General features: G+C 67.3%; 13 protein-coding genes. All 13 read right to left on the minus strand.

Annotated features, from left to right (window positions below; genetic code table 11):
- Positions 1-20: 20 nt before the first annotated feature.
- A complete protein-coding gene (uvrC, locus tag ACZZY9_RS01360) occupies positions 21-1,973 on the minus strand; it encodes an excinuclease ABC subunit UvrC (protein ID WP_463462701.1) in 1,953 nt (650 codons plus the stop codon).
- Positions 1,970-4,924 carry an excinuclease ABC subunit UvrA gene (gene uvrA, locus ACZZY9_RS01365; protein WP_463462702.1) on the minus strand — a complete coding sequence of 985 codons (2,955 nt, stop codon included), beginning with the start codon at positions 4,922-4,924 and terminating at the stop codon, positions 1,970-1,972. The genes uvrC and uvrA overlap by 4 nt, the downstream gene beginning before the upstream one ends.
- Before the next feature lie 39 nt (positions 4,925-4,963).
- Positions 4,964-5,866: an SDR family NAD(P)-dependent oxidoreductase gene (locus ACZZY9_RS01370; protein WP_463462703.1), complete on the minus strand. Its 903-nt coding sequence runs from the start codon at positions 5,864-5,866 to the stop codon at positions 4,964-4,966.
- Positions 5,856-7,922 (minus strand): excinuclease ABC subunit UvrB, encoded by a 2,067-nt coding sequence (uvrB, locus tag ACZZY9_RS01375; RefSeq protein ID WP_192060346.1) that lies wholly within the window; start codon positions 7,920-7,922, stop codon positions 5,856-5,858. The genes ACZZY9_RS01370 and uvrB overlap by 11 nt, the downstream gene beginning before the upstream one ends.
- 10 nt (positions 7,923-7,932) lie before the next feature.
- Positions 7,933-8,583 (minus strand): dephospho-CoA kinase, encoded by a 651-nt coding sequence (coaE, locus tag ACZZY9_RS01380; RefSeq protein WP_463462704.1) that lies wholly within the window; start codon positions 8,581-8,583, stop codon positions 7,933-7,935.
- 147 nt (positions 8,584-8,730) lie between these two features.
- Positions 8,731-10,179, minus strand: coding sequence for a 30S ribosomal protein S1 (rpsA, locus tag ACZZY9_RS01385; RefSeq protein WP_055797456.1), 1,449 nt, complete (start codon positions 10,177-10,179; stop codon positions 8,731-8,733).
- Between the two features lie 180 nt (positions 10,180-10,359).
- A complete protein-coding gene (locus tag ACZZY9_RS01390) occupies positions 10,360-12,054 on the minus strand; it encodes a DUF885 domain-containing protein (protein ID WP_463462705.1) in 1,695 nt (564 codons plus the stop codon).
- Positions 12,055-12,172: 118 nt separating this feature from the next.
- Positions 12,173-12,442 (minus strand): HPr family phosphocarrier protein, encoded by a 270-nt coding sequence (locus tag ACZZY9_RS01395; RefSeq protein ID WP_192060343.1) that lies wholly within the window; start codon positions 12,440-12,442, stop codon positions 12,173-12,175.
- Between the two features lie 100 nt (positions 12,443-12,542).
- Positions 12,543-13,004, minus strand: coding sequence for a PTS sugar transporter subunit IIA (locus ACZZY9_RS01400; protein ID WP_463462706.1), 462 nt, complete (start codon positions 13,002-13,004; stop codon positions 12,543-12,545).
- Between the two features lie 2 nt (positions 13,005-13,006).
- Complete coding sequence (locus ACZZY9_RS01405; RefSeq protein ID WP_192060341.1) at positions 13,007-13,315, minus strand: PTS lactose transporter subunit IIB; 309 nt, start codon at positions 13,313-13,315, stop codon at positions 13,007-13,009.
- A 61-nt stretch (positions 13,316-13,376) separates the two neighbouring features.
- Complete coding sequence (locus ACZZY9_RS01410; protein ID WP_192060340.1) at positions 13,377-14,576, minus strand: PTS mannitol transporter subunit IICB; 1,200 nt, start codon at positions 14,574-14,576, stop codon at positions 13,377-13,379.
- Positions 14,577-14,665: 89 nt separating this feature from the next.
- Positions 14,666-15,427 (minus strand): DeoR/GlpR family DNA-binding transcription regulator, encoded by a 762-nt coding sequence (locus tag ACZZY9_RS01415; RefSeq protein ID WP_192060339.1) that lies wholly within the window; start codon positions 15,425-15,427, stop codon positions 14,666-14,668.
- 300 nt (positions 15,428-15,727) lie between these two features.
- Positions 15,728-18,394, minus strand: a complete 2,667-nt coding sequence (polA, locus tag ACZZY9_RS01420) for a DNA polymerase I (RefSeq protein WP_463462707.1) — start codon at positions 18,392-18,394, stop codon at positions 15,728-15,730.
- Positions 18,395-18,444 lie beyond the last annotated feature (50 nt).

Consider the following 18,444-nt stretch of genomic DNA (forward strand, 5'->3'; position numbering starts at 1 on the left):
TGTCAGGCGGTGGGACGATTCTAGGCGGGTACCGAGGCGTCGCCCGGAACGTCGACGCCGGCCCCCTCTCGGTCGTCGGGCTGGTCGACGTCTTCGCCGCCCGCCGCCTCCGGCTCGCCGCCGAGCCGGTCGGCCACGGCCGCCGCCAGGGTCGGGCCGATCCCCTTGATCGATGCGATCTCGTCGAGCCCCGCCTCCTTCAGACGCTTCACCGACCCGAAGTGCTTGAGCAGGCGCGCCACCCTCGAGGGACCGAGCCCCGGGATCTCCGCGAGCTGCGATGCGATGTCGCGGCGCCGACGCTGCCGCTGGAAGGTGATGGCGAACCGGTGCGCCTCGTCGCGGATGCGCTGGATGAGGAAGAGCGCGTCGGAGTTGCGCGGCAGGATGACCGGGAAGTCGTCGTCCGGGAGCCAGATCTCCTCCAGCCGCTTCGCGATACCGCAGAGAGCGATGTCTGTGACGCCCGCGTCGTCCAGAGCGCGCCGGGCGGCCGCGACCTGAGGCTGCCCTCCGTCGACGATGAGGAGGTTGGGTCGGTAGGCGAATCGCTTCCGCTGCTCGCCGACCTCTTCGACGGGGGCCAGCTCGTCGTCCAGGCGCGCGAGTCGTCGGCTCAGGGTCTGATAGATCGACTCGGTGTCGTCGGTGGACTGCGGGATGCTGAAACGGCGGTACTGGTCTTTCCGGGGCAGCCCGTCTTCGAAGACGACCATGGACGCCACGATGTTCGTCCCCGAGAGGTGCGAGACGTCGTAGCACTCCATCCGCAGGGGTGCATCGGACATGCCGAGAGCCTCCTGGATGTCGGCGAGAGCCGTGGAGCGGGTCGCGAAGTCGGCACTGCGACGGGTCTTGTAGAGCATCAGCGCCTGCTGTGCGTTCAGAGTGGCCGTCTGCATCAACGCGGCCTTGTCGCCCCGTTGAGCGGTGTGGATCTGCACCTTGCCCCTCCCCCGCAGGCCACCCAGCACGCTCTCCAGCGCGTCGTTGTCGTCCGGCGTGGCGGTCACCACGATCTCTCGTGGCAGCTCCGCCCCGGCGGAGTAGGTGTCCTGGAGGATCTGCTCCACGAGCTCGCCGGTGCTGACGTCGATCTCCTTGTCGACCACCCATCCCCGGGATCCGCGGATGCGTCCGCCACGCACCGTGAAGAGCTGGACCGCCGCGGCGAGTTCGTCTTCGGCCAGGGCGAAGAGGTCGAGATCCACCGAGTCTCGGAGCACCACGGCCGACTTGTCGAGCACGGCCTCGAGGGCCTGCACCTGATCGCGGTAGCGGGCGGCCTCCTCGTAACGCTGCTCGATCGCAGCCGTCTTCATCTCCTTCTGGAGACCCGCGATGACCTTCTTGTCGTAGCTCTTCATGAATCGCACGAACTCGTCGACGATCCGTCTGTGCTCCTCGATCGTCACCTTGCCCGAGCACGGCCCCCCGCACCGGCCGATCTGACCGGGGAAGCAGGGCTTGCCGGTCTGCATGGCCTTCTTGTAGCTGCTGTCGGAGCAGGTGCGGATGGGGAACACCTTGATCATGAGGTCGATGGTGTCGTGGACGGCCCAGATCTTCGGATACGGACCGAAGTACTTCGCCCCTCGGATCTTGGGGTTCCGGGTGACCATCACCCGGGGCGCCTCGTCGCCGAGGGTCACCGCCATGAACGGGTAGGTCTTGTCGTCGCGGAACTTGACGTTGAACGGCGGATCGAACTCTTTGATCCAGGTGTACTCGAGCTGCAGCGCCTCGATGTCGCTGCCGACGACCGTCCACGTCACCGAGCTCGCACTGAGCACCATGCGCCTCGTCCGCTCGTGCAGTGTCGGAAGAGGAGCGAAGTAGTTGCTCAGTCGAGCCCGGAGGTTCTTCGCCTTGCCCACGTAGAGGACCCGACCCCGTTCGTCGAGCCACCGGTAGACACCGGGGTCCGTCGGGATCTCACCCGCCTTGGGGCGCCAGGAGACCGTGTTGCTCATCGCGCCTCCATCGCCTCCCGACGGCGTCGCGCAGGGGCCTTCGAGGAGGTGCGGCCGGCTGTCGAGGTGTGCCCGGATTCGAGGATCTCGGCCAGGAACACCCCCGTGTGGCTGTCGGGCACCTTCGCGAGGAACTCCGGCGTGCCGGCCGCGATCACGGATCCGCCGCCGGCGCCGCCCTCGGGGCCCATGTCGATCAGCCAGTCCGCCGACTTGATGACGTCGAGGTTGTGCTCGATCGTGATGACCGTGTTGCCCTTGTCGACCAAACCGTTGAGGACGATCAGCAGCTTCCGCACGTCTTCGAAGTGCAGACCCGTGGTCGGCTCGTCGAGCACGTAGATGCTGCGCCCGTTGGAGCGCTTCTGCAGCTCGGTGGCCAGCTTGACCCGCTGGGCCTCACCGCCGGAGAGGGTGGTCGCGCTCTGACCGAGCCGGACGTACCCGAGACCGACGTCGACCAGGGTCTTCATGAAGCGGGAGATCGACGAGATGGCCTCGAAGAACTCGGCCGCCTCGCTGATCGGCATGTCGAGGACCTCGGAGATGTTCTTGCCCTTGTAGAGGACGGCGAGGGTCTCGCGGTTGTACCTCGCGCCACCGCAGACTTCGCAGGCGACGTACACGTCGGGCAGGAAGTTCATCTCGATCTTGATGGTCCCGTCGCCGGCGCAGTTCTCGCAGCGACCGCCCTTGACGTTGAAGCTGAATCGGCCGGGCAGGTAGCCCCGCGCCTTCGCGTCGGTGGTCTCGGCGAAGAGGTTGCGGATCTTGTCGAAGACACCCGTGTAGGTGGCGGGGTTCGACCGGGGCGTCCGACCGATGGGGGCCTGATCGACGTGGACGACCTTGTCGAGGTTGTCCAACCCCGTCACCCGGAGGTGCTTGCCCGGGATCTGACGGGCGCCGTTGAGCTTGTTCGCGAGCACCTTGTAGAGGATGTCGTTGACCAGTGACGATTTGCCCGATCCGCTGACGCCCGTGACGGCGACGAACGCGCCGAGCGGGAAGTCGACCGTCACGTCTCGGAGGTTGTTCGCCTTGGCGCCGACGACGCTGAGCATCCGCTTCTTGTCGATCGGGCGTCGCTTCTTCGGCGTCTCGATCGACCGGCGACCAGACAGGTAGTCGCCCGTGTACGACTCGGTGTTCGCCACCAGATCCTCGTAGTTGCCGGAGTGGACGACGGTGCCCCCGTTCACCCCCGCACCCGGACCGATGTCGACGATCCAATCGGCGGTCTTGATGGTGTCCTCGTCGTGCTCGACGACGATGAGGGTGTTGCCGAGGTTCTTGAGCTTGACGAGCGTGTCGATGAGGCGGCGGTTGTCTCGCTGGTGCAACCCGATGCTCGGTTCGTCGAGCACGTAGAGGACACCGGTGAGCCCGGAGCCGATCTGCGTGGCGAGCCGGATGCGCTGCGCCTCGCCACCGGACAAGGAGCCCGCCGAGCGACCCAGCGAGAGGTAGGTCAGACCGACCTCGAGGAGGAACTCGAGTCGGACCCGGATCTCGCGCAGGACCTGCGCCGCGATCCGTGCCTCGCGGGCGGTGAGAGTCAGGCCGTTCATGAACTGGAACGCGTCGGCGAGACTGAGCTCGGCCACGTCGGCGATGTTGCGGTCGGCCACCGTCACGGCCAGGACCTCCGGCTTGAGCCGCTTGCCTCGGCAGACGGAGCAGGGGATCTCGCGCAGGTACTCCGAGTAGCGCTGACGCTGGCTGTCGCTCTCGGCCTCCGCGTACTTCCGCTCGATGTAGGGCATGACGCCCTCGAACCCGGTCGAGTACTTCATCTCGCGACCGAAGCGGTTCTTCCACTTGACGGTGACCTCGAAGTCGTTGCCGTGCAGCACGGCCTGCTGGATGCGCTCGGGCAGTTGGCCCCACGGGGTCTTGAGACTGAAGTCGAGGTCGACGGCGAGACCCTCGAGGAGCTTCTGGAAGTAGTTGTAGAGGCCCTTGCCCGAGTTCGTCCAGGGGAGGATGACGCCCTCGACGAGACTGAGCTCGGGGTCGCCCAGGACCAGATCGGTGTCGACGGACATGCGGGTACCGAGCCCGGAGCACTCGGGGCACGCGCCGAACGGGGCGTTGAAGGAGAAGGTCCGCGGTTCGATCTCGGTCAGCTGGACGGGGTGGCCGTTCGGGCAGGAGAGCTTCTCGGAGAAGGTCCGGTACTTGCCGGCGGCGCCCGCGTCCGTGTCGACGAAGTCGACGGTCACGAGACCGTCGGTCAGGCGGAGCGCGGTCTCGAGCGAGTCGGTGAGGCGCGTGAGGCCCGACGGGGACGCGACGAGACGGTCGACCACGACGGAGATGTCGTGCTTGATCTGCTTCTTGAGTTTCGGCGGCGAGCTCAGCTGGATGGGCTCCCCGTCGACGATGGCCCGCGAGTAGCCGGAGGACGCCAGCTCGGCGAAGAGATCGACGAACTCGCCCTTCTTCTGAGACACGACCGGACTGAGCACCTGGTATCGGGTGCCCTCGTCGAGCGTCATCAGCTGATCGGCGATCTGCTGCACGGTCTGCCTGCTGATCTTCTCGCCGCACACCGCGCAATGCGCGATCCCGATGCGGGCCCAGAGCAGCCGCATGTAGTCGTAGATCTCGGTGATGGTGCCGACGGTGGATCGGGGGTTGCGGTTGGTCGACTTCTGGTCGATCGACACGGCAGGGCTGAGCCCCTCGATGAAGTCGACGTCGGGTCGATCGACCTGACCGAGGAACTGCCGTGCGTAGGCCGACAGCGACTCGACGTAGCGGCGCTGGCCCTCGGCGAAGATCGTGTCGAATGCCAGGGAGGACTTGCCGGACCCGGAGAGCCCCGTGAAGACCACGAGGGAGTCGCGAGGTATTTCGAGGTCGACATTATGGAGATTGTGGACTCGGGCGCCTCGAACACTGAGTTTCGGGACACCGTCTACGGGAGAGATTGACACTCTTGCCATTCTACGAAGACCACCGGGGAAGAGACCGGGGTCGCTCGCTCAATCGAGGGTGGGTTGGGTTGAGGTGAGTCGGGCCGATTCTGACCAGAGCCGCTGGGCGGCGTCGGCGTCGTGCGCATGACGGGACGCTCTGACGAGGGCCGGTTCACCGGTCAGCTGGAACCAGCCGGCCGGGCCCCAGTATTCCCCGCCGTCGACGGCCTCCGCCACGGCGGCGTGCACGAGCGGCTCGGCACCGATCTCCTTGCCCTGCGAGAAGGTGTGCATCATGGAGGTCAGCACAGCCGGTGGGCGTCGGGGCTCGACGACGGGAGGTCGCGGATCGCTCAGCGACTCCCACGAGAAGCCCGGATGCGCGACGACGCTCGACACCGACGATCCGGACGCTCGGAGGCGTCGGTCGAGGTCGAATCCGAACGTCATGACGGCGAGCTTGGACCGGGCGTAGGCGACGTAGCCCGAATAGCTCGAGAGCATCATCGGATCGTCGAGGTCGAGTCGGACCCATCGGTGGCTGATGCTGCCGAGGTGGACGATCCGACCGGCCGTCGCCGCCTGGAGACCGGGCAGGAGGTGCGAGACGAGGGCGAAATGCCCGAGATGGTTCGTCCCGAACTGGAGTTCGAAGCCGTTCGCGGTCGTCTGCCGACGTCGCGAGCCGACCACGCCGGCGTTCGCGAGCAGCACGTCGACCGCCCCTCCGGCCGTGATCGCCGAGGCGCCCGTCCGTACGGAGGTCAGATCGGCCAGGTCGAGTTCGACCGTCTCGAGGTCGGCGCTCGCGACGCGGTCTCGGATGGCATCGACCGCCCGGCTGGCCCGCTCGCCATCACGAGCCGCCAGCACCACCTTGTGGCCCTGCGCAGCCAACCGCTCCGCCGCGAAGAAGCCGAGGCCCGCCGTCGCCCCGGTGACGACGACCCTCTTCAGATCAGCGGACATGCCCGGCCGCCTCCATCTGTCGCAGATCCTTCTTGAGATCGGCGACCTCGTCACGGAGGCGCCCTGCCAACTCGAACTTGAGCTCGGCCGCCGCCTGCAGCATCTGCTCGTTGAGGTCGGCGATGATCGACTCGAGGCCGTTGGCCGCACCGGCCGCCAGACCCTGCCGTTTGAGATTCGGCGTGGGTGCGCGTTTCTTGCCGTCGCGGCCGGCGAGGAGTTCGGCCGTGTCGGCCCCCTCACGAGCGAGCGCCTCGGTGATGTCGGCGATCTTCTTCCGGAGCGGCTGCGGATCGATTCCCCGTTCGAGGTTGTACGCGATCTGCTTGTCGCGACGCCGGTCGGTCTCCTCCAGCGCCTGCTTCATGGAGTCGGTCATCTTGTCGGCGTACATGTGCACCTGACCGGACACGTTGCGGGCCGCGCGACCGATGGTCTGGATCAGAGACGTCGACGACCGGAGGAAGCCCTCCTTGTCGGCGTCGAGGATGGCGACGAGCGACACCTCGGGGAGGTCGAGGCCCTCGCGGAGCAGGTTGATGCCGACCAGGACGTCGTAGACGCCTTGACGCAGCTCGGTCAACAGCTCCACACGTCGGAGGGTGTCGACATCGGAGTGGAGGTAACGGACCCGGACACCGGCCTCGGTGAGGAAGTCGGTGAGCTCCTCCGCCATCTTCTTCGTCAGCGTCGTGACCAGAACCCGCTCGTCGCGATCCGTACGGAGGCGGATCTCCTCGAGGAGGTCGTCGATCTGCCCCTCGGACGGCTTGACGACGATCTCGGGGTCGATGAGTCCGGTCGGTCGGATGATCTGCTCGACCACGCTGTCCGTGATGCCGAGCTCGTACTTGCCCGGGGTCGCCGACAGGTACACCTTCTGCCCGACGCGGTTCAGGAACTCCTCGAATTTGAGGGGTCGGTTGTCGAGCGCACTGGGCAGTCGGAAACCGTGATCGACCAGGGTGCGCTTGCGGGAGGCGTCGCCCTCGTACATGGCGCCGATCTGCGGGACCGTCACGTGCGACTCGTCGATCACGACCAGCAGGTCGTCGGGGAAGTAGTCGAGGAGGCAGTGAGGCGCTTCGCCGGGCGAACGGCCGTCGATGTGGGAGGAGTAGTTCTCGATGCCGTTGCAGAACCCGATCTGCTCCATCATCTCGAGGTCGAAGGTCGTGCGCATGCGGAGCCGCTGGGACTCGAGCAGCTTGCCCTGCTTGTCGAGCTCTCCGAGTCGATCGGCCAGCTCGTCTTTGATGGTGCCGATGGCGCGATGCATGACGTCCGTGCCGGCCACGTAGTGGGACCCGGGGAACACGGACACGGCGTCGAGGGTCTTGACGACGTCGCCGGTGAGGGGGTGCAGGGCGTACAGAGCCTCGACCTCGTCGCCGAACATCTCGATGCGGATGGCGAGCTCCTCGTACATGGGGATGATCTCGATGGTGTCGCCACGCACGCGGAAGTTGCCGCGGGAGAAGTCGATGTCGTTTCGCTGGTACTGCATCGAGACGAACCGTCTGATCAGGGTCTCGCGGTCGATGCGCTGTCCCACCTGCAGCGCGATCATGGCCTCGAGGTAGCCCTCCGGCGTGCCGAGCCCGTAGATGCACGACACCGTCGAGACGACGATGACGTCGCGACGACTCAGCAGCGAGTTCGTGGTGGAGTGCCTCAGACGCTCCACCTCGGCGTTGATCGAGCTGTCCTTCTCGATGAACGTGTCGGTCTGGGGCACGTACGCCTCGGGCTGGTAGTAGTCGTAGTACGAGACGAAGTACTCGACGGCGTTGTGCGGGAACATCTCGCGGAACTCGTTGGCGAGTTGCGCTGCGAGGGTCTTGTTGTGCGCCAGCACGAGCGTCGGGCGCTGCACCTGTTCGACGAGCCAGGCCGTCGTCGCCGACTTGCCTGTTCCGGTCGCACCCAGGAGGACGACGTCGGTCTCGCCGGCGTTGATCCGACCCGCGAGCTCGGCGATGGCGGCCGGCTGGTCGCCGCTCGGTTCGTACTCGCTGACGACTTCGAACGGACGGACGCTACGGGTTGGTTCCATGCTTCCGAGTTTACGAGGGACCACCGACACTGGGCGCCTCGGGGGCGTCCGCCTTCCGTGCTGACAGCGAACGCAGCCGCTCGTGGAGATCGTCCGCGCGCCTCCTCGTGTCCTCCAGGCTGCCGGTGGCGTCGACGACGATGTCCGCTGCCGCGAGACGCTCCTCGTCCGACGCCTGGGCGTCGAGTCGCCGTTCGGCCTCGGCGAGCGACATGCTCCGCAACTCGATCAGGCGACGGAGGCGCTGCTCGCGAGGAGCGTGGACGACGACGACGACGTCGAACTCGCCCGCACCGCGAGACTCGACCAGGAGGGGCACGTCGTAGACGACGACTCGCCTGGGGTCGTCGTGGACGGCCTCGGCCATGCGCCGCGCCGAGAGGGCTCTGACCGCAGGATGGATGATCGATTCGAGGTCGAGCCGAGCGGCCGAGTCGCCGAACACGAGGGCACCCAGTGCCTTGCGGTCGAGCTCGCCGGCAGGTGAGACGACACCGGCGCCGAAGCGTTCGACCACCGCCTCGAACCCCGGAGTCCCGACGTCGACGACCTCGCGGGAGAGCTGGTCCGCATCGATGACGGCCGCACCTCTCTCGGCCAGACGCAGTGAGACGGTGCTCTTGCCGGCGGCGATTCCGCCTGTGAGGCCGCAGATGAACATCCCGTGATGATACTCGGCCGGGCCGGGCCGGGCCGGGTCGGGGCCGCTGAGCGCAGACTCCCCCGCATCCGGCCGCAGACGCCGACAGGCGGCTCCCCCGAAAGGGAACCGCCTGTCAGTGCGATCGTGAGCGCCGAGGCGCCGTGATCAGTTGCTGCTGGAGAGCTTCTCGCGCAGTGCGGCGAGCGACTCGTCGTCGGCGAGGGTGCCGGCGCCCGAGGGGGTCTCGTTCGAGAACGAGGAGCCGGTGGGCACGTCGAACGTCGTCTCTTCGGCCAGCGAAGCGGCGACCTGCTTCTTGTGGGCCTCCCAGCGCGACTGGGCTGCAGCGTAGTCCTGCTCCCACTTCTCGCGCTGCGAGTCGAAGCCCTCGCGCCACTCGTTGGTCTCCGGGTCGAAGCCCTCGGGGTACTTGTAGTTGCCCTGGTCGTCGTACTCGGTGAGCATGCCGTACAGAGCCGGGTCGAACTCGGTGCCCTCGGGGTCGACGCCCTCGTTGGCCTGCTTGAGGCTCAGCGAGATGCGACGGCGGTCGAGGTCGATGTCGATGACCTTGACGAACACCTCGTCGCCGACGGCGACGACCTGCTCGGCGAGCTCGACGTGCTTGGCCGACAGCTCCGAGATGTGCACGAGGCCCTCGATGCCGTCTGCGACGCGCACGAACGCACCGAACGGGACGAGCTTCGTGACCTTGCCGGGCGCGACCTGACCGATGGCGTGCGTCCGAGCGAACACCTGCCACGGGTCTTCCTGCGTCGCCTTGAGCGAGAGCGAGACACGCTCACGGTCGAGGTCGACCTCGAGGATCTCGACGGTGACCTCCTGGCCGACCTCCACGACCTCGCTGGCGTGCTCGATGTGCTTCCAGCTCAGTTCGGAGACGTGGACGAGACCGTCGACGCCGCCGAGGTCGACGAACGCACCGAAGTTGACGATCGACGACACGATGCCCTTGCGGACCTGGCCCTTGTGGAGGTTGTTGAGGAAGGTGGTGCGGCTCTCGGACTGAGTCTGCTCGAGGAGCGCGCGACGCGACAGGACCACGTTGTTGCGGTTCTTGTCGAGCTCGAGGATCTTGGCCTCGATCTCCTGGCCGAGGTACGGCGTGAGGTCGCGCACACGGCGGAGCTCGATGAGCGAGGCCGGGAGGAAGCCACGGAGTCCGATGTCGACGATGAGGCCGCCCTTGACGACCTCGATGACCGTACCGGTGACGACGCCGTCGGCGTCCTTGATCTTCTCCACGTCGCCCCAGGCACGCTCGTACTGAGCACGCTTCTTGGACAGGATCAGACGGCCTTCCTTGTCCTCCTTCTGGAGGACCAGGGCCTCGACCGTGTCGCCGACCTCGACGACCTCGGTGGGGTCGACGTCGTGCTTGATCGAGAGTTCGCGCGAGGGGATGACGCCCTCGGTCTTGTAGCCGACGTCGAGGAGGACCTCGTCGCGGTCGATCTTCACGACGGTGCCTTCGATGAGGTCGCCGTCGTTGAAGAACTTCAGAGTCTTTTCGACCGCGGCCAGGAAGTCATCAGCGGATCCGATGTCGTTGATGGCGACCTGCTTGGGTGCCTTGGTCGTTACGGTTGTCATGTAGTTAGTGCTCCAGTGAAAGCATGAATCGGGCCAAGGTCGTCCGGGAACGTGTTCTCGGGGTGATCGACCGCAGCGTGCGGGCAGAGTGACGCAGATAGCGCAAGGACATCATAGCCTCGTGTCCTGGCCGCGGCAACGGACTCCGACTCCGTGTCGACACTCGTCGACCGGACCCCGTCAGCGGAGGAGCTCGCGCCTCAGCGTGTCGAGGCCGACCCCGCCGAGCCGGAGCGCGTCACGGTGGAAGCGGCGCACGTCGAAGTCCGCCCCGTCTCGTCGGGTGCGCTCCGCGCGAAGGTCCTCCCAGATCCGCTGGCCCACCTTGTACGAGGGGGCCTGACCCGGCCAGCCGAGATAACGGTCGACCTCGAAGACGACGAACTCGTCGTCCATGTTCACGTTGCGCCGCATGAAGTCCAGGGCGCTCTCGGCGTCCCAGCGTCGTCCGCCGCCGCCCGGGAAGGGCTTCCCGAGATGCACTCCGATGTCGAGGACGACGCGGGCCGCGCGCATCCGCTGGCCGTCGAGCATGCCGAGCCGGTCACCGGGATCGTCGAGGTAGCCGAGTTCGTCCATCAGGCGCTCGGCGTACAGGGCCCAGCCCTCGGCGTGACCCGAAGTACCCGCGAGCTGCCGCCTCCAGGTGTTCAGGTTCGTCCGGTTGTGCACGGCCTGGCCGAGCTGCAGGTGGTGACCCGGGACGCCTTCGTGGTATACGGTGGTCGTCTCGCGCCAGGTGTCGAAGCGGGTGACCCCCTCGGGCACCGACCACCACATGCGGCCGGGTCGTGAGAAGTCGTCGCTCGGACCGGTGTAGTAGATGCCGCCGTCGCGGGTCGGGGCGATCCGGCACTCGAGACGACGCAGCTCGTCGGGGATGTCGAAGTGGGTCCGACCGAGCTCGTCGACGGCTCGGTCGCTCAGCGCCTGCATCCACTGCTGCAGGGCGTCCGTCCCGTCGAGACGCCGGGAGGGGTCGGCGTCGAGCACCTCGACGGCGCGTTGCACGCTCGCGCCCTCTTCGATCCGGCCGGCCACCGCCTCCTGCTCGGCGGTCATCCGCGCGAGCTCGTCGAGGCCCCACTCGTAGGTCTCGTCGAGGTCGACCACCGCCCCGAGGAATCGACGGGAGTGCAGCGCGTACGCCTCGCGCCCCACTCCATCGTGCGCGCCCCCGGGCGGGAGCATCTCGTCGACCAGGAACCTCTCGAACCGGAGGTACGCCGACGCGGCCGCCTCGGCCCCGCGTGCGAGATCGCGATCGAGTGAGGCCGGAGGCGCGGAGCCGTCGTCAGGACGGGCCCCGCCGACGAGATCGGCGAAGAATCCGTCGCGTCGCCCGATCCGTGCGCACTGGACGGCGACCTTCTCGATCTGCCGTCGCGCCGGGACGACGCCCTCGGCGGCACCGGCGCGGAGGGACGCCGCGTAGCCCTCGAGTGCGGACGGGACGGCCGCCAACCGGGAGGCGATGTCGGACCAGTCCGAGAGCGAGCCCGTCGGCATCAGATCGAACACCTCGCGGATCCCCTGCACCGGCGAGGCGATGACGTTCAGGTCGCGGAGATGCAGCCGCGCCTCGTGGAACTCGACGTCGAGCGCCAGCTCACCGCGGAGATCCGTCTGCGTCACGCGGTCGACGTCGTCGACGACGGGGGCCGCGTCGAGAGCGGCGATGACGGCCCGCGCTTCGCCGATGCGTCGGTCGTGCCCCTCGGGCGAGTAGTCGCCGTACTCGCCTGTGCGCCCCTCACGCCCGATCCACGTCGCGACGGAGGGATCGAGATCGACGAGCGTGTCGACCCAGCGTTCAGCGATCGCGTCGATGGCTGTGGGAACACGGCGGGAGGTGCTGGTCGAGTCATCTGACATGCCCCGAGCCTAGACGCGACCTCCGACACGGCGGGCTGGTCATTCTCCGTCGCTGAAAGCGGAGGGCACCGGGTCGACGTGTCGTCGACCCGGTGCCCTCGAGGACCGTAGGAGGCGCTCAGTCCTTGTCGAGGTCCGTCTCGAGCAGGGCGGCGAGCTCGTCGAGGGCGGCCTCGGCGTTGTCCCCGTCGGTGGCGATGACGACCTCATCGCCGTGGTTGATGCCGAGCGACAGCACGCCGAGGATGCTCGCAGCGTTGACGCTCTTGCCGGCCGAGGTCGTGAGCGTCACCTTTGCACCGGTCTTGCCGGCCGCCTGGCTGAACAGCGAGGCGGGACGGGCGTGCAGACCGACGCTCGAGGCGATGGTGACGGTGCGTTCGGGCATTTCTACTCCTTGGTCGAGACCGGGGCGGTCTGGTGCCGTCGTCGTCGGACGGCGGTGCGGATCCGATCGGCCGGGAGGCCGGACGGAGGGGGCGTGGAGGTCAGTCGTCGTCTTCGTCGGACTGCAGCAGGTCGTAGACCTCCGAAGTCGTGGTCGCACCCCGGAGGGCTGCGGCCTTATCGGGGTCCATCAGGATGCTCGCCAGCTGGCTGAGGATGGCGATGTGCCCGTTCCCCTTCGCGGCGATGCCCACGGTGACCGAGACCTCGTTGCCGTCCCAGTCGATGGGCTGCGGGAACCGGAGCACGACGAGGGCGTCGTTCTTCACCGAGTCCTTGCCCGCCAGGGTGCCGTGAGGGATGGCGACACCTTCGCCGACGTACGTCGAGACGGAGTTCTCACGCTCGAACATCGCGTCGATGTACGCCTCGTCGATGGCACCGGCCTCGACGAGGGCCCGCCCGGTCGCCCGGATGGCGTCGTCGCGGGTGGCCGCGGACTCGTCGAGGCGGATGGAGGATTCGGCGAGCAGCGCCGTCAGTTCAGGAGCCTGGTCGGTCATCGTCAGACCTCGACCGTCGAGCCGTCCTGGATGGCCTTGACGACCTTGGCCACGTTGGGGTCGCCCATGAACAGCTGGAAGGGCACGACGGGGATGTCGGGGACGACCCCGCGCGCACGCTCGGCGAGGTTGTTCTGGGTGACGACGACGTCGGCGTCGGCCGGGATCTCGGACACCGGCGAGTGCTCGACGGTGACCCCGCTCTTCTTGAGCTGCTTCTTGAGCGTGGAGGCGAGCATGACGCTGCTGCCCATGCCCGCGTCGCAGGCGACGATGAGCTTCTTGATGGACGATCCGTCGAGGGTTGCCATGGTGTTCTCCTTGTTTCGAGGTGGATCGGGGGGCGGCCGGAGCCGCCCCCCGATTCAATCACTAGGACGCTGTGGGAGCAGCGGTGCCCTTGCTGGTGGCCTTGTTGGCGGCGGTCGCCGCCTGGGCGTCGGCCAGCGCCTGCTGCTGGGCCTCGGCGTCCTCGGCCGCAGCCTCGCGGTTCTCCTTGCGACCGAAGCCCATCAGGAGCGATGAGACGACGAACGACACGAGAGCGGACAGCAGGATGCCGACCAGGATGAGCGGGAAGTCCCCCCGCGCGGCGACGCCGAAGTAGGCGATGATGCTGCCAGGCGAAGCCGGCCCGACGAGCCCGAGCCCGAAGGCCGAGAACCAGGCGATCCCCGTGGCTCCACCGGCGACGGCGGCGATGAGCAGGATGGGCTTCATGAGGATGTAGGGGAAGTAGATCTCGTGGATGCCGCCGAAGAAGTGCACGATGATCGCGGCGGGGGCCGACGGGCGGATGGCACGCGGGCCGAAGAAGAGGAACGCGAGGAGGATGCCGAGCCCGGGGCCGGGGTTCGACTCGAGCATGAACAGGATGGACTTGCCTGCGTCTGCGGACTGGATGGCGCCCAGCGGGGTCAGGAAGCCCTGGTTGATGGCGTTGTTGAGGAACAGCACCTTCGCAGGCTCGATGATGATCGAGGCCAGCGGCAGGAGGCCGAGGTTGACCAGGAACTCGACGGCCTCGCCGAACCGATCGGTGAGCCACGTCGTGATCGGGGCGAGGCCGAAGAAGGCCGCGATGGCCATGGCCGCACCGATGATGCCGAGCGAGAAGTTGTTCACCAGCATCTCGAACCCGGACTTGATGCGACCCTCGACGAGCTTGTCGAACTGCTTCAGCACCCAGGCGGCCAGCGGTCCGACGATCATGGCGCCGAGGAACTGCGGGACGTCCGTCGCGGAGATGACACCGAGGACGGCGACGGCGGCGATGACCGCTCCGCGCTGACCGTGGATCATGCGACCACCGGTGTAGGCGATCAGGATCGGCAGCAGGTACGTGATGATCGGACCGACGATGCCGCCGTAGGGCTCGCCGGCGGAGTCCGTTCCGAACCCGCCGAGCTGCGGGACGGGCGTCCACCCGGTCTCGATGAACAGAGCCGTGATGAGACCCCAGGCGATGAACGCGCCGATGTTCGGCATGATCATGCCGGAGAGGAAGCCTCCGAACCGCTGTACGCGAGCGCGCACACCGGTCCCGGTGACCGTGGGGGTGAATTCGGACATGAGGGCGGTACTCCTTCGTACTCAGTGACGAGCGTGGGGGTGCGGGAGGGGGATGGTGCTTCGGGTGGGGCTGTGGGGGGAGGTCGTCATCAGACGATCACGACCCTGGGGCCGGCACGCTCGACGTCGTCGGCGAGCTCGCCGTCGACCCCGGAGTCGGTGACGATCGTGTCGACGTCGGAGAGCGGGGAGACCTTCGCGAAGTCCTCGCGGCCGAACTTCGTGTGGTCGGCGAGGACGACGGTCCGCCTGGACGACGCGAGGAGGGCGCGCTTGACCCGCGCCTCGGCGAGATCGGGCGTGCTGAGCCCTCGCTCGACGGAGACGCCGTTCGTCCCGACGAAGGCCACGTCGGCGAAGACGTCGGCGAGCTGGCTGCGCGTCCAGTCCCCGACCGAGGAGTACGTCCTGGTGCGGATCAGTCCACCGAGGAGGTGCAATGTGACGTTGGGCCTGCTGATGAGGATGGTCGCCACGGCGAGCGAATGGGTGACGACCGTCAGCACGCGGTCCACAGGCAGCAGCTCGGCGAAGCGGATGGCCGTGGTGCCCGCATCGATGATGATCGACCCTTCTTCGGGCAGCTCGTCGAGCGCAGCTCGGGCGATGCGGTCCTTCTCGGCCGCCGCGGTGCCCTCGCGATCGACGACGGGGGGCTCCATGCCGAGGCGCTCGACGGCGATGGCGCCACCGTGGACACGTCGGAGGACGCCACGCCGTTCGAGTTCGGTCAGATCCCGGCGCACGGTCTCGGGCGCGACCGAGAGGTCTCGGGCCAGACCCGCCACCTCGACCCGACCTCTGCTCAGTGCCGTGTCGAGGATCTGCTGATGACGCTCAGGTGCGTACATGCGAGACCTCGTCGTCGTGCGGGGATGACTCACCGGAAGGAAGTCATCAGCTGTTCAGTGAATTAAGAGCCGTTTGGTGCCCGATGTTCACCGAGCAGATTTCATATAAGCCCGTTTGTGTCTGTTCGTCAAGTCGGGACCGCGTTTCAGCTTTGTTTGCGCCCGCTTCGAGTCGTCGCCGTGGCTGGAGGCGTGTGCAGGCTGCCAGGGTCGCGCCCGAGTGTGCCCACTCGGGGCGGATCGAGCCGGTCTGGGCCGACGAGGCGGGTCGGCGGGCCGACGATCGCATCAGGCGGGCTGTCAGTGCGCCGCGGCGTCCCAGCTCTCGCCGAGACCCACGCTGACGTCGAGAGGCACTCGGAGGTCGGCGGCACCGCTCATCTGTCGACGGACGATGTCGCGGATGGCGTCGACCTCGCCGGGTGCGACCTCGACGATCATCTCGTCGTGCACCTGCAGGAGGACTCGCGACGCGAGTTCACGAGACCCGATCTCGGACTGCACTCCGAGCATGGCGATCTTCATGATGTCGGCTGCCGAGCCCTGGATCGGGGCGTTCAGCGCTGCACGTTCGGCGTTCTCACGCAGAACCCGGTTGGGCGACTTGAGGTCGGCGAAGGGTCGACGGCGACCGAAGATGGTCTCGGTGTAGCCGTCTTCGCGGGCCTGCTCGACGACGTTGCGCAGGTACTCGCGGACGGCCCCGAAACGCGCGAAGTAGTCCGTCATCAGCTGCTTGGCCTCGGAGCTCTCGATTCGGAGCTGCTTCGACAGGCCGAACGCGCTCAAGCCGTAGGCGAGACCGTACGACATGGCCTTGACCTTCGTCCGCATGGCGGGTGAGACGTCGGCCGGTTCGACCCCGAAGATGCGGGCACCCACGAAGCGGTGCAGGTCCTCACCCTCGTTGAACGCCTGGATCAGGCCCTCGTCGCCCGAGAGGTGCGCCATGATCCGCATCTCGATCTGCGAGTAGTCGGCCGTCAGCAGGGTCTCGTACTCCGGGCCGTGGATGAACGCGGCACGGATCTCGCGACCGACGGCGGCCTTGACCGGGATGTTCTGGAGGTTCGGGTCGACCGATGAGATCCGCCCGGTGGTCGTGCCGGTCTGGTCGTACGTCGTGTGGATGCGTCCGTCGTCGGCGATCGACTTCTCGAGCGTCTCGATGATCTGCCGCAGCTTGGTGGCATCGCGGTGCTTGAGGAGGAGATCGAGGAACGGGTGGGGATGCTTCTCCTGCAGGTCGGCGAGAGAGGCCGCGTCGGTGGAGAAACCCGTCTTCGTCGCGCGGGTCTTCGGCATCTCGAGCTGCTCGAACAGCACCTCCTGCAGCTGCTTCGGGGAGCCGAGGTTGACCTCGCGGCCGATCTCCGCGAACGCCTCGGTGGCCAGTCCGGCTGCGGACTCGCCCAACCGCACCGACAGAGCCTGGAGCGTCGGGCGATCAGCGGCCACCCCGGTGAGCTCCATGTCGCCGAGCACCGGGACGAGCGGGAGCTCGATCTCTGTCAGGACGCGCCGCGACCCCTCATCGAGCGCGTCGACCAGGGAGTCCGAGAGGCGCAGCACGAACCACGCCTCGGATGCCACGCTGAAATCGTCTTCGCTGGCGACGAGCTGGTTGGGGTCGCCGACGGGGAGCGACTCGCCGAGCTGCTCGTAGACGAGGTCCGAGAGGGCGAACGACGTGCGGGCCGGTCGGAGGAGCCAGGCGGCGACACGGGGATCGCCGACGACGCCCGTGAGATGCAGACCCACTCGCGACAGCGCCTTGTAGGCGCGCTTGGCGTCGTGGACGACCTTGGGGGTCTCTCCGTCCAGCCAGGCCTCGAGGGCCACGTAGTCGCCGCGCCCGGCGGCCCACGGGATGTACGCCGATTCGACCTGCGTCGAGAGGCCGAGCCCGACGACACCCTCGTTGCCGTACTCGACCACGAGCCCCACGGGGCTCTGCGGGTCGGAGGCGTGCTTCTTGAGCCAGAAGGCGAGCTCTTCGTCGACGAGGGTCCGGACGACGGGCATGCCGACCGGTGCTGCGGTCACGGCGGGCTCGGACGCCTCGCCGGTCGACGAGGACTCGGACAGGAGGAGGACGCGCTCGAGCAGCGTCCGGAACTGCAGCTTGTCGAACAGCTCTCGGACCGCCGCCTCGTCGATGCCCCGGCGCTCGAGGTCGGACGGCCCCACGGGCAGCTCGACGTCGGTGACCAGACGGTTCAGGCGACGATTGCGGATCGCGTTCTCTTTCTGCTCTCGCAGCTTCTGACCGACGACGCCCTTGATCTCGTCGGCGCGCTCGATGATCTGGTCGAGCCCCCCGTAGAGGTTGATCCACTTGACCGCGGTCTTCTCGCCGACCTTGTCGATGCCGATCAGATTGTCGCTGGTCTCGCCGACCAGGGCGGCAACCTCGGGATACTGATGCGGCTCGATGCCGTAGCGCTCGAACACCTTGTCGCGGTCGTAGCGGGTCAGTTCGCTGACGCCCCGAGCCGAGGGGTAGAGGAGGGTGACGTCGTCGTTCACCATCTGGATGGCGTCTCTGTCGCCGGAGACGACGAGCACCCGGAAGCCCTCGTCTCGACCGCGCGTCGCGAGGGTCGCGAGGATGTCGTCCGCCTCGAAGTCCTCTTTGGTGATGGTCGTGATGCCCATCGCGTGGAGGGCCTCCTCCAAGAGGGGGATCTGACCGACGAACTCGGGCGGGGTCTCGGAGCGCGTGCCCTTGTACTCGGGGTACTCGCGCGTGCGGAAGGAGAACCGCGAGATGTCGAACGCGACGGCCAGATGCGTGGGCTTCTCGGCTTTGAGAAGACTCAGCAGCATCGAGATGAAGCCGTGGATCGCGTTGGTGTGCTGGCCCTCGCGATTGACGAAACTGTCGACCGGTAGGGCGTAGAACGCGCGGAAGGCCAGCGAATGACCGTCGATGACCAGGAGGGTAGGCTTTGCTTCGTCCGACACCCCGTCAGCCTAGCGGGCACCTCCGACACGGCCGTCGGGGAGATCCACCG

The organism is Frigoribacterium sp. AC394, assembly GCF_979258095.1.

Bases quoted from the DNA above. Each gene is read 5' to 3' on its own strand.
- ACZZY9_RS01370 (WP_463462703.1), bottom strand. From the start codon at position 5,866: ATGTCCGCTGATCTGAAGAGGGTCGTCGTCACCGGGGCGACGGCGGGC.
- uvrC (WP_463462701.1), bottom strand. From the start codon at position 1,973: ATGAGCAACACGGTCTCCTGGCGCCCCAAGGCGGGTGAGATCCCGACG.
- rpsA (WP_055797456.1), bottom strand. From the start codon at position 10,179: ATGACAACCGTAACGACCAAGGCACCCAAGCAGGTCGCCATCAACGAC.
- ACZZY9_RS01400 (WP_463462706.1), bottom strand. From the start codon at position 13,004: ATGACCGACCAGGCTCCTGAACTGACGGCGCTGCTCGCCGAATCCTCC.
- ACZZY9_RS01390 (WP_463462705.1), bottom strand. From the start codon at position 12,054: ATGTCAGATGACTCGACCAGCACCTCCCGCCGTGTTCCCACAGCCATC.
- ACZZY9_RS01410 (WP_192060340.1), bottom strand. From the start codon at position 14,576: ATGTCCGAATTCACCCCCACGGTCACCGGGACCGGTGTGCGCGCTCGC.
- coaE (WP_463462704.1), bottom strand. From the start codon at position 8,583: ATGTTCATCTGCGGCCTCACAGGCGGAATCGCCGCCGGCAAGAGCACC.
- ACZZY9_RS01405 (WP_192060341.1), bottom strand. From the start codon at position 13,315: ATGGCAACCCTCGACGGATCGTCCATCAAGAAGCTCATCGTCGCCTGC.
- ACZZY9_RS01415 (WP_192060339.1), bottom strand. From the start codon at position 15,427: ATGTACGCACCTGAGCGTCATCAGCAGATCCTCGACACGGCACTGAGC.
- ACZZY9_RS01395 (WP_192060343.1), bottom strand. From the start codon at position 12,442: ATGCCCGAACGCACCGTCACCATCGCCTCGAGCGTCGGTCTGCACGCC.
- uvrB (WP_192060346.1), bottom strand. From the start codon at position 7,922: ATGGAACCAACCCGTAGCGTCCGTCCGTTCGAAGTCGTCAGCGAGTAC.
- uvrA (WP_463462702.1), bottom strand. From the start codon at position 4,924: ATGGCAAGAGTGTCAATCTCTCCCGTAGACGGTGTCCCGAAACTCAGT.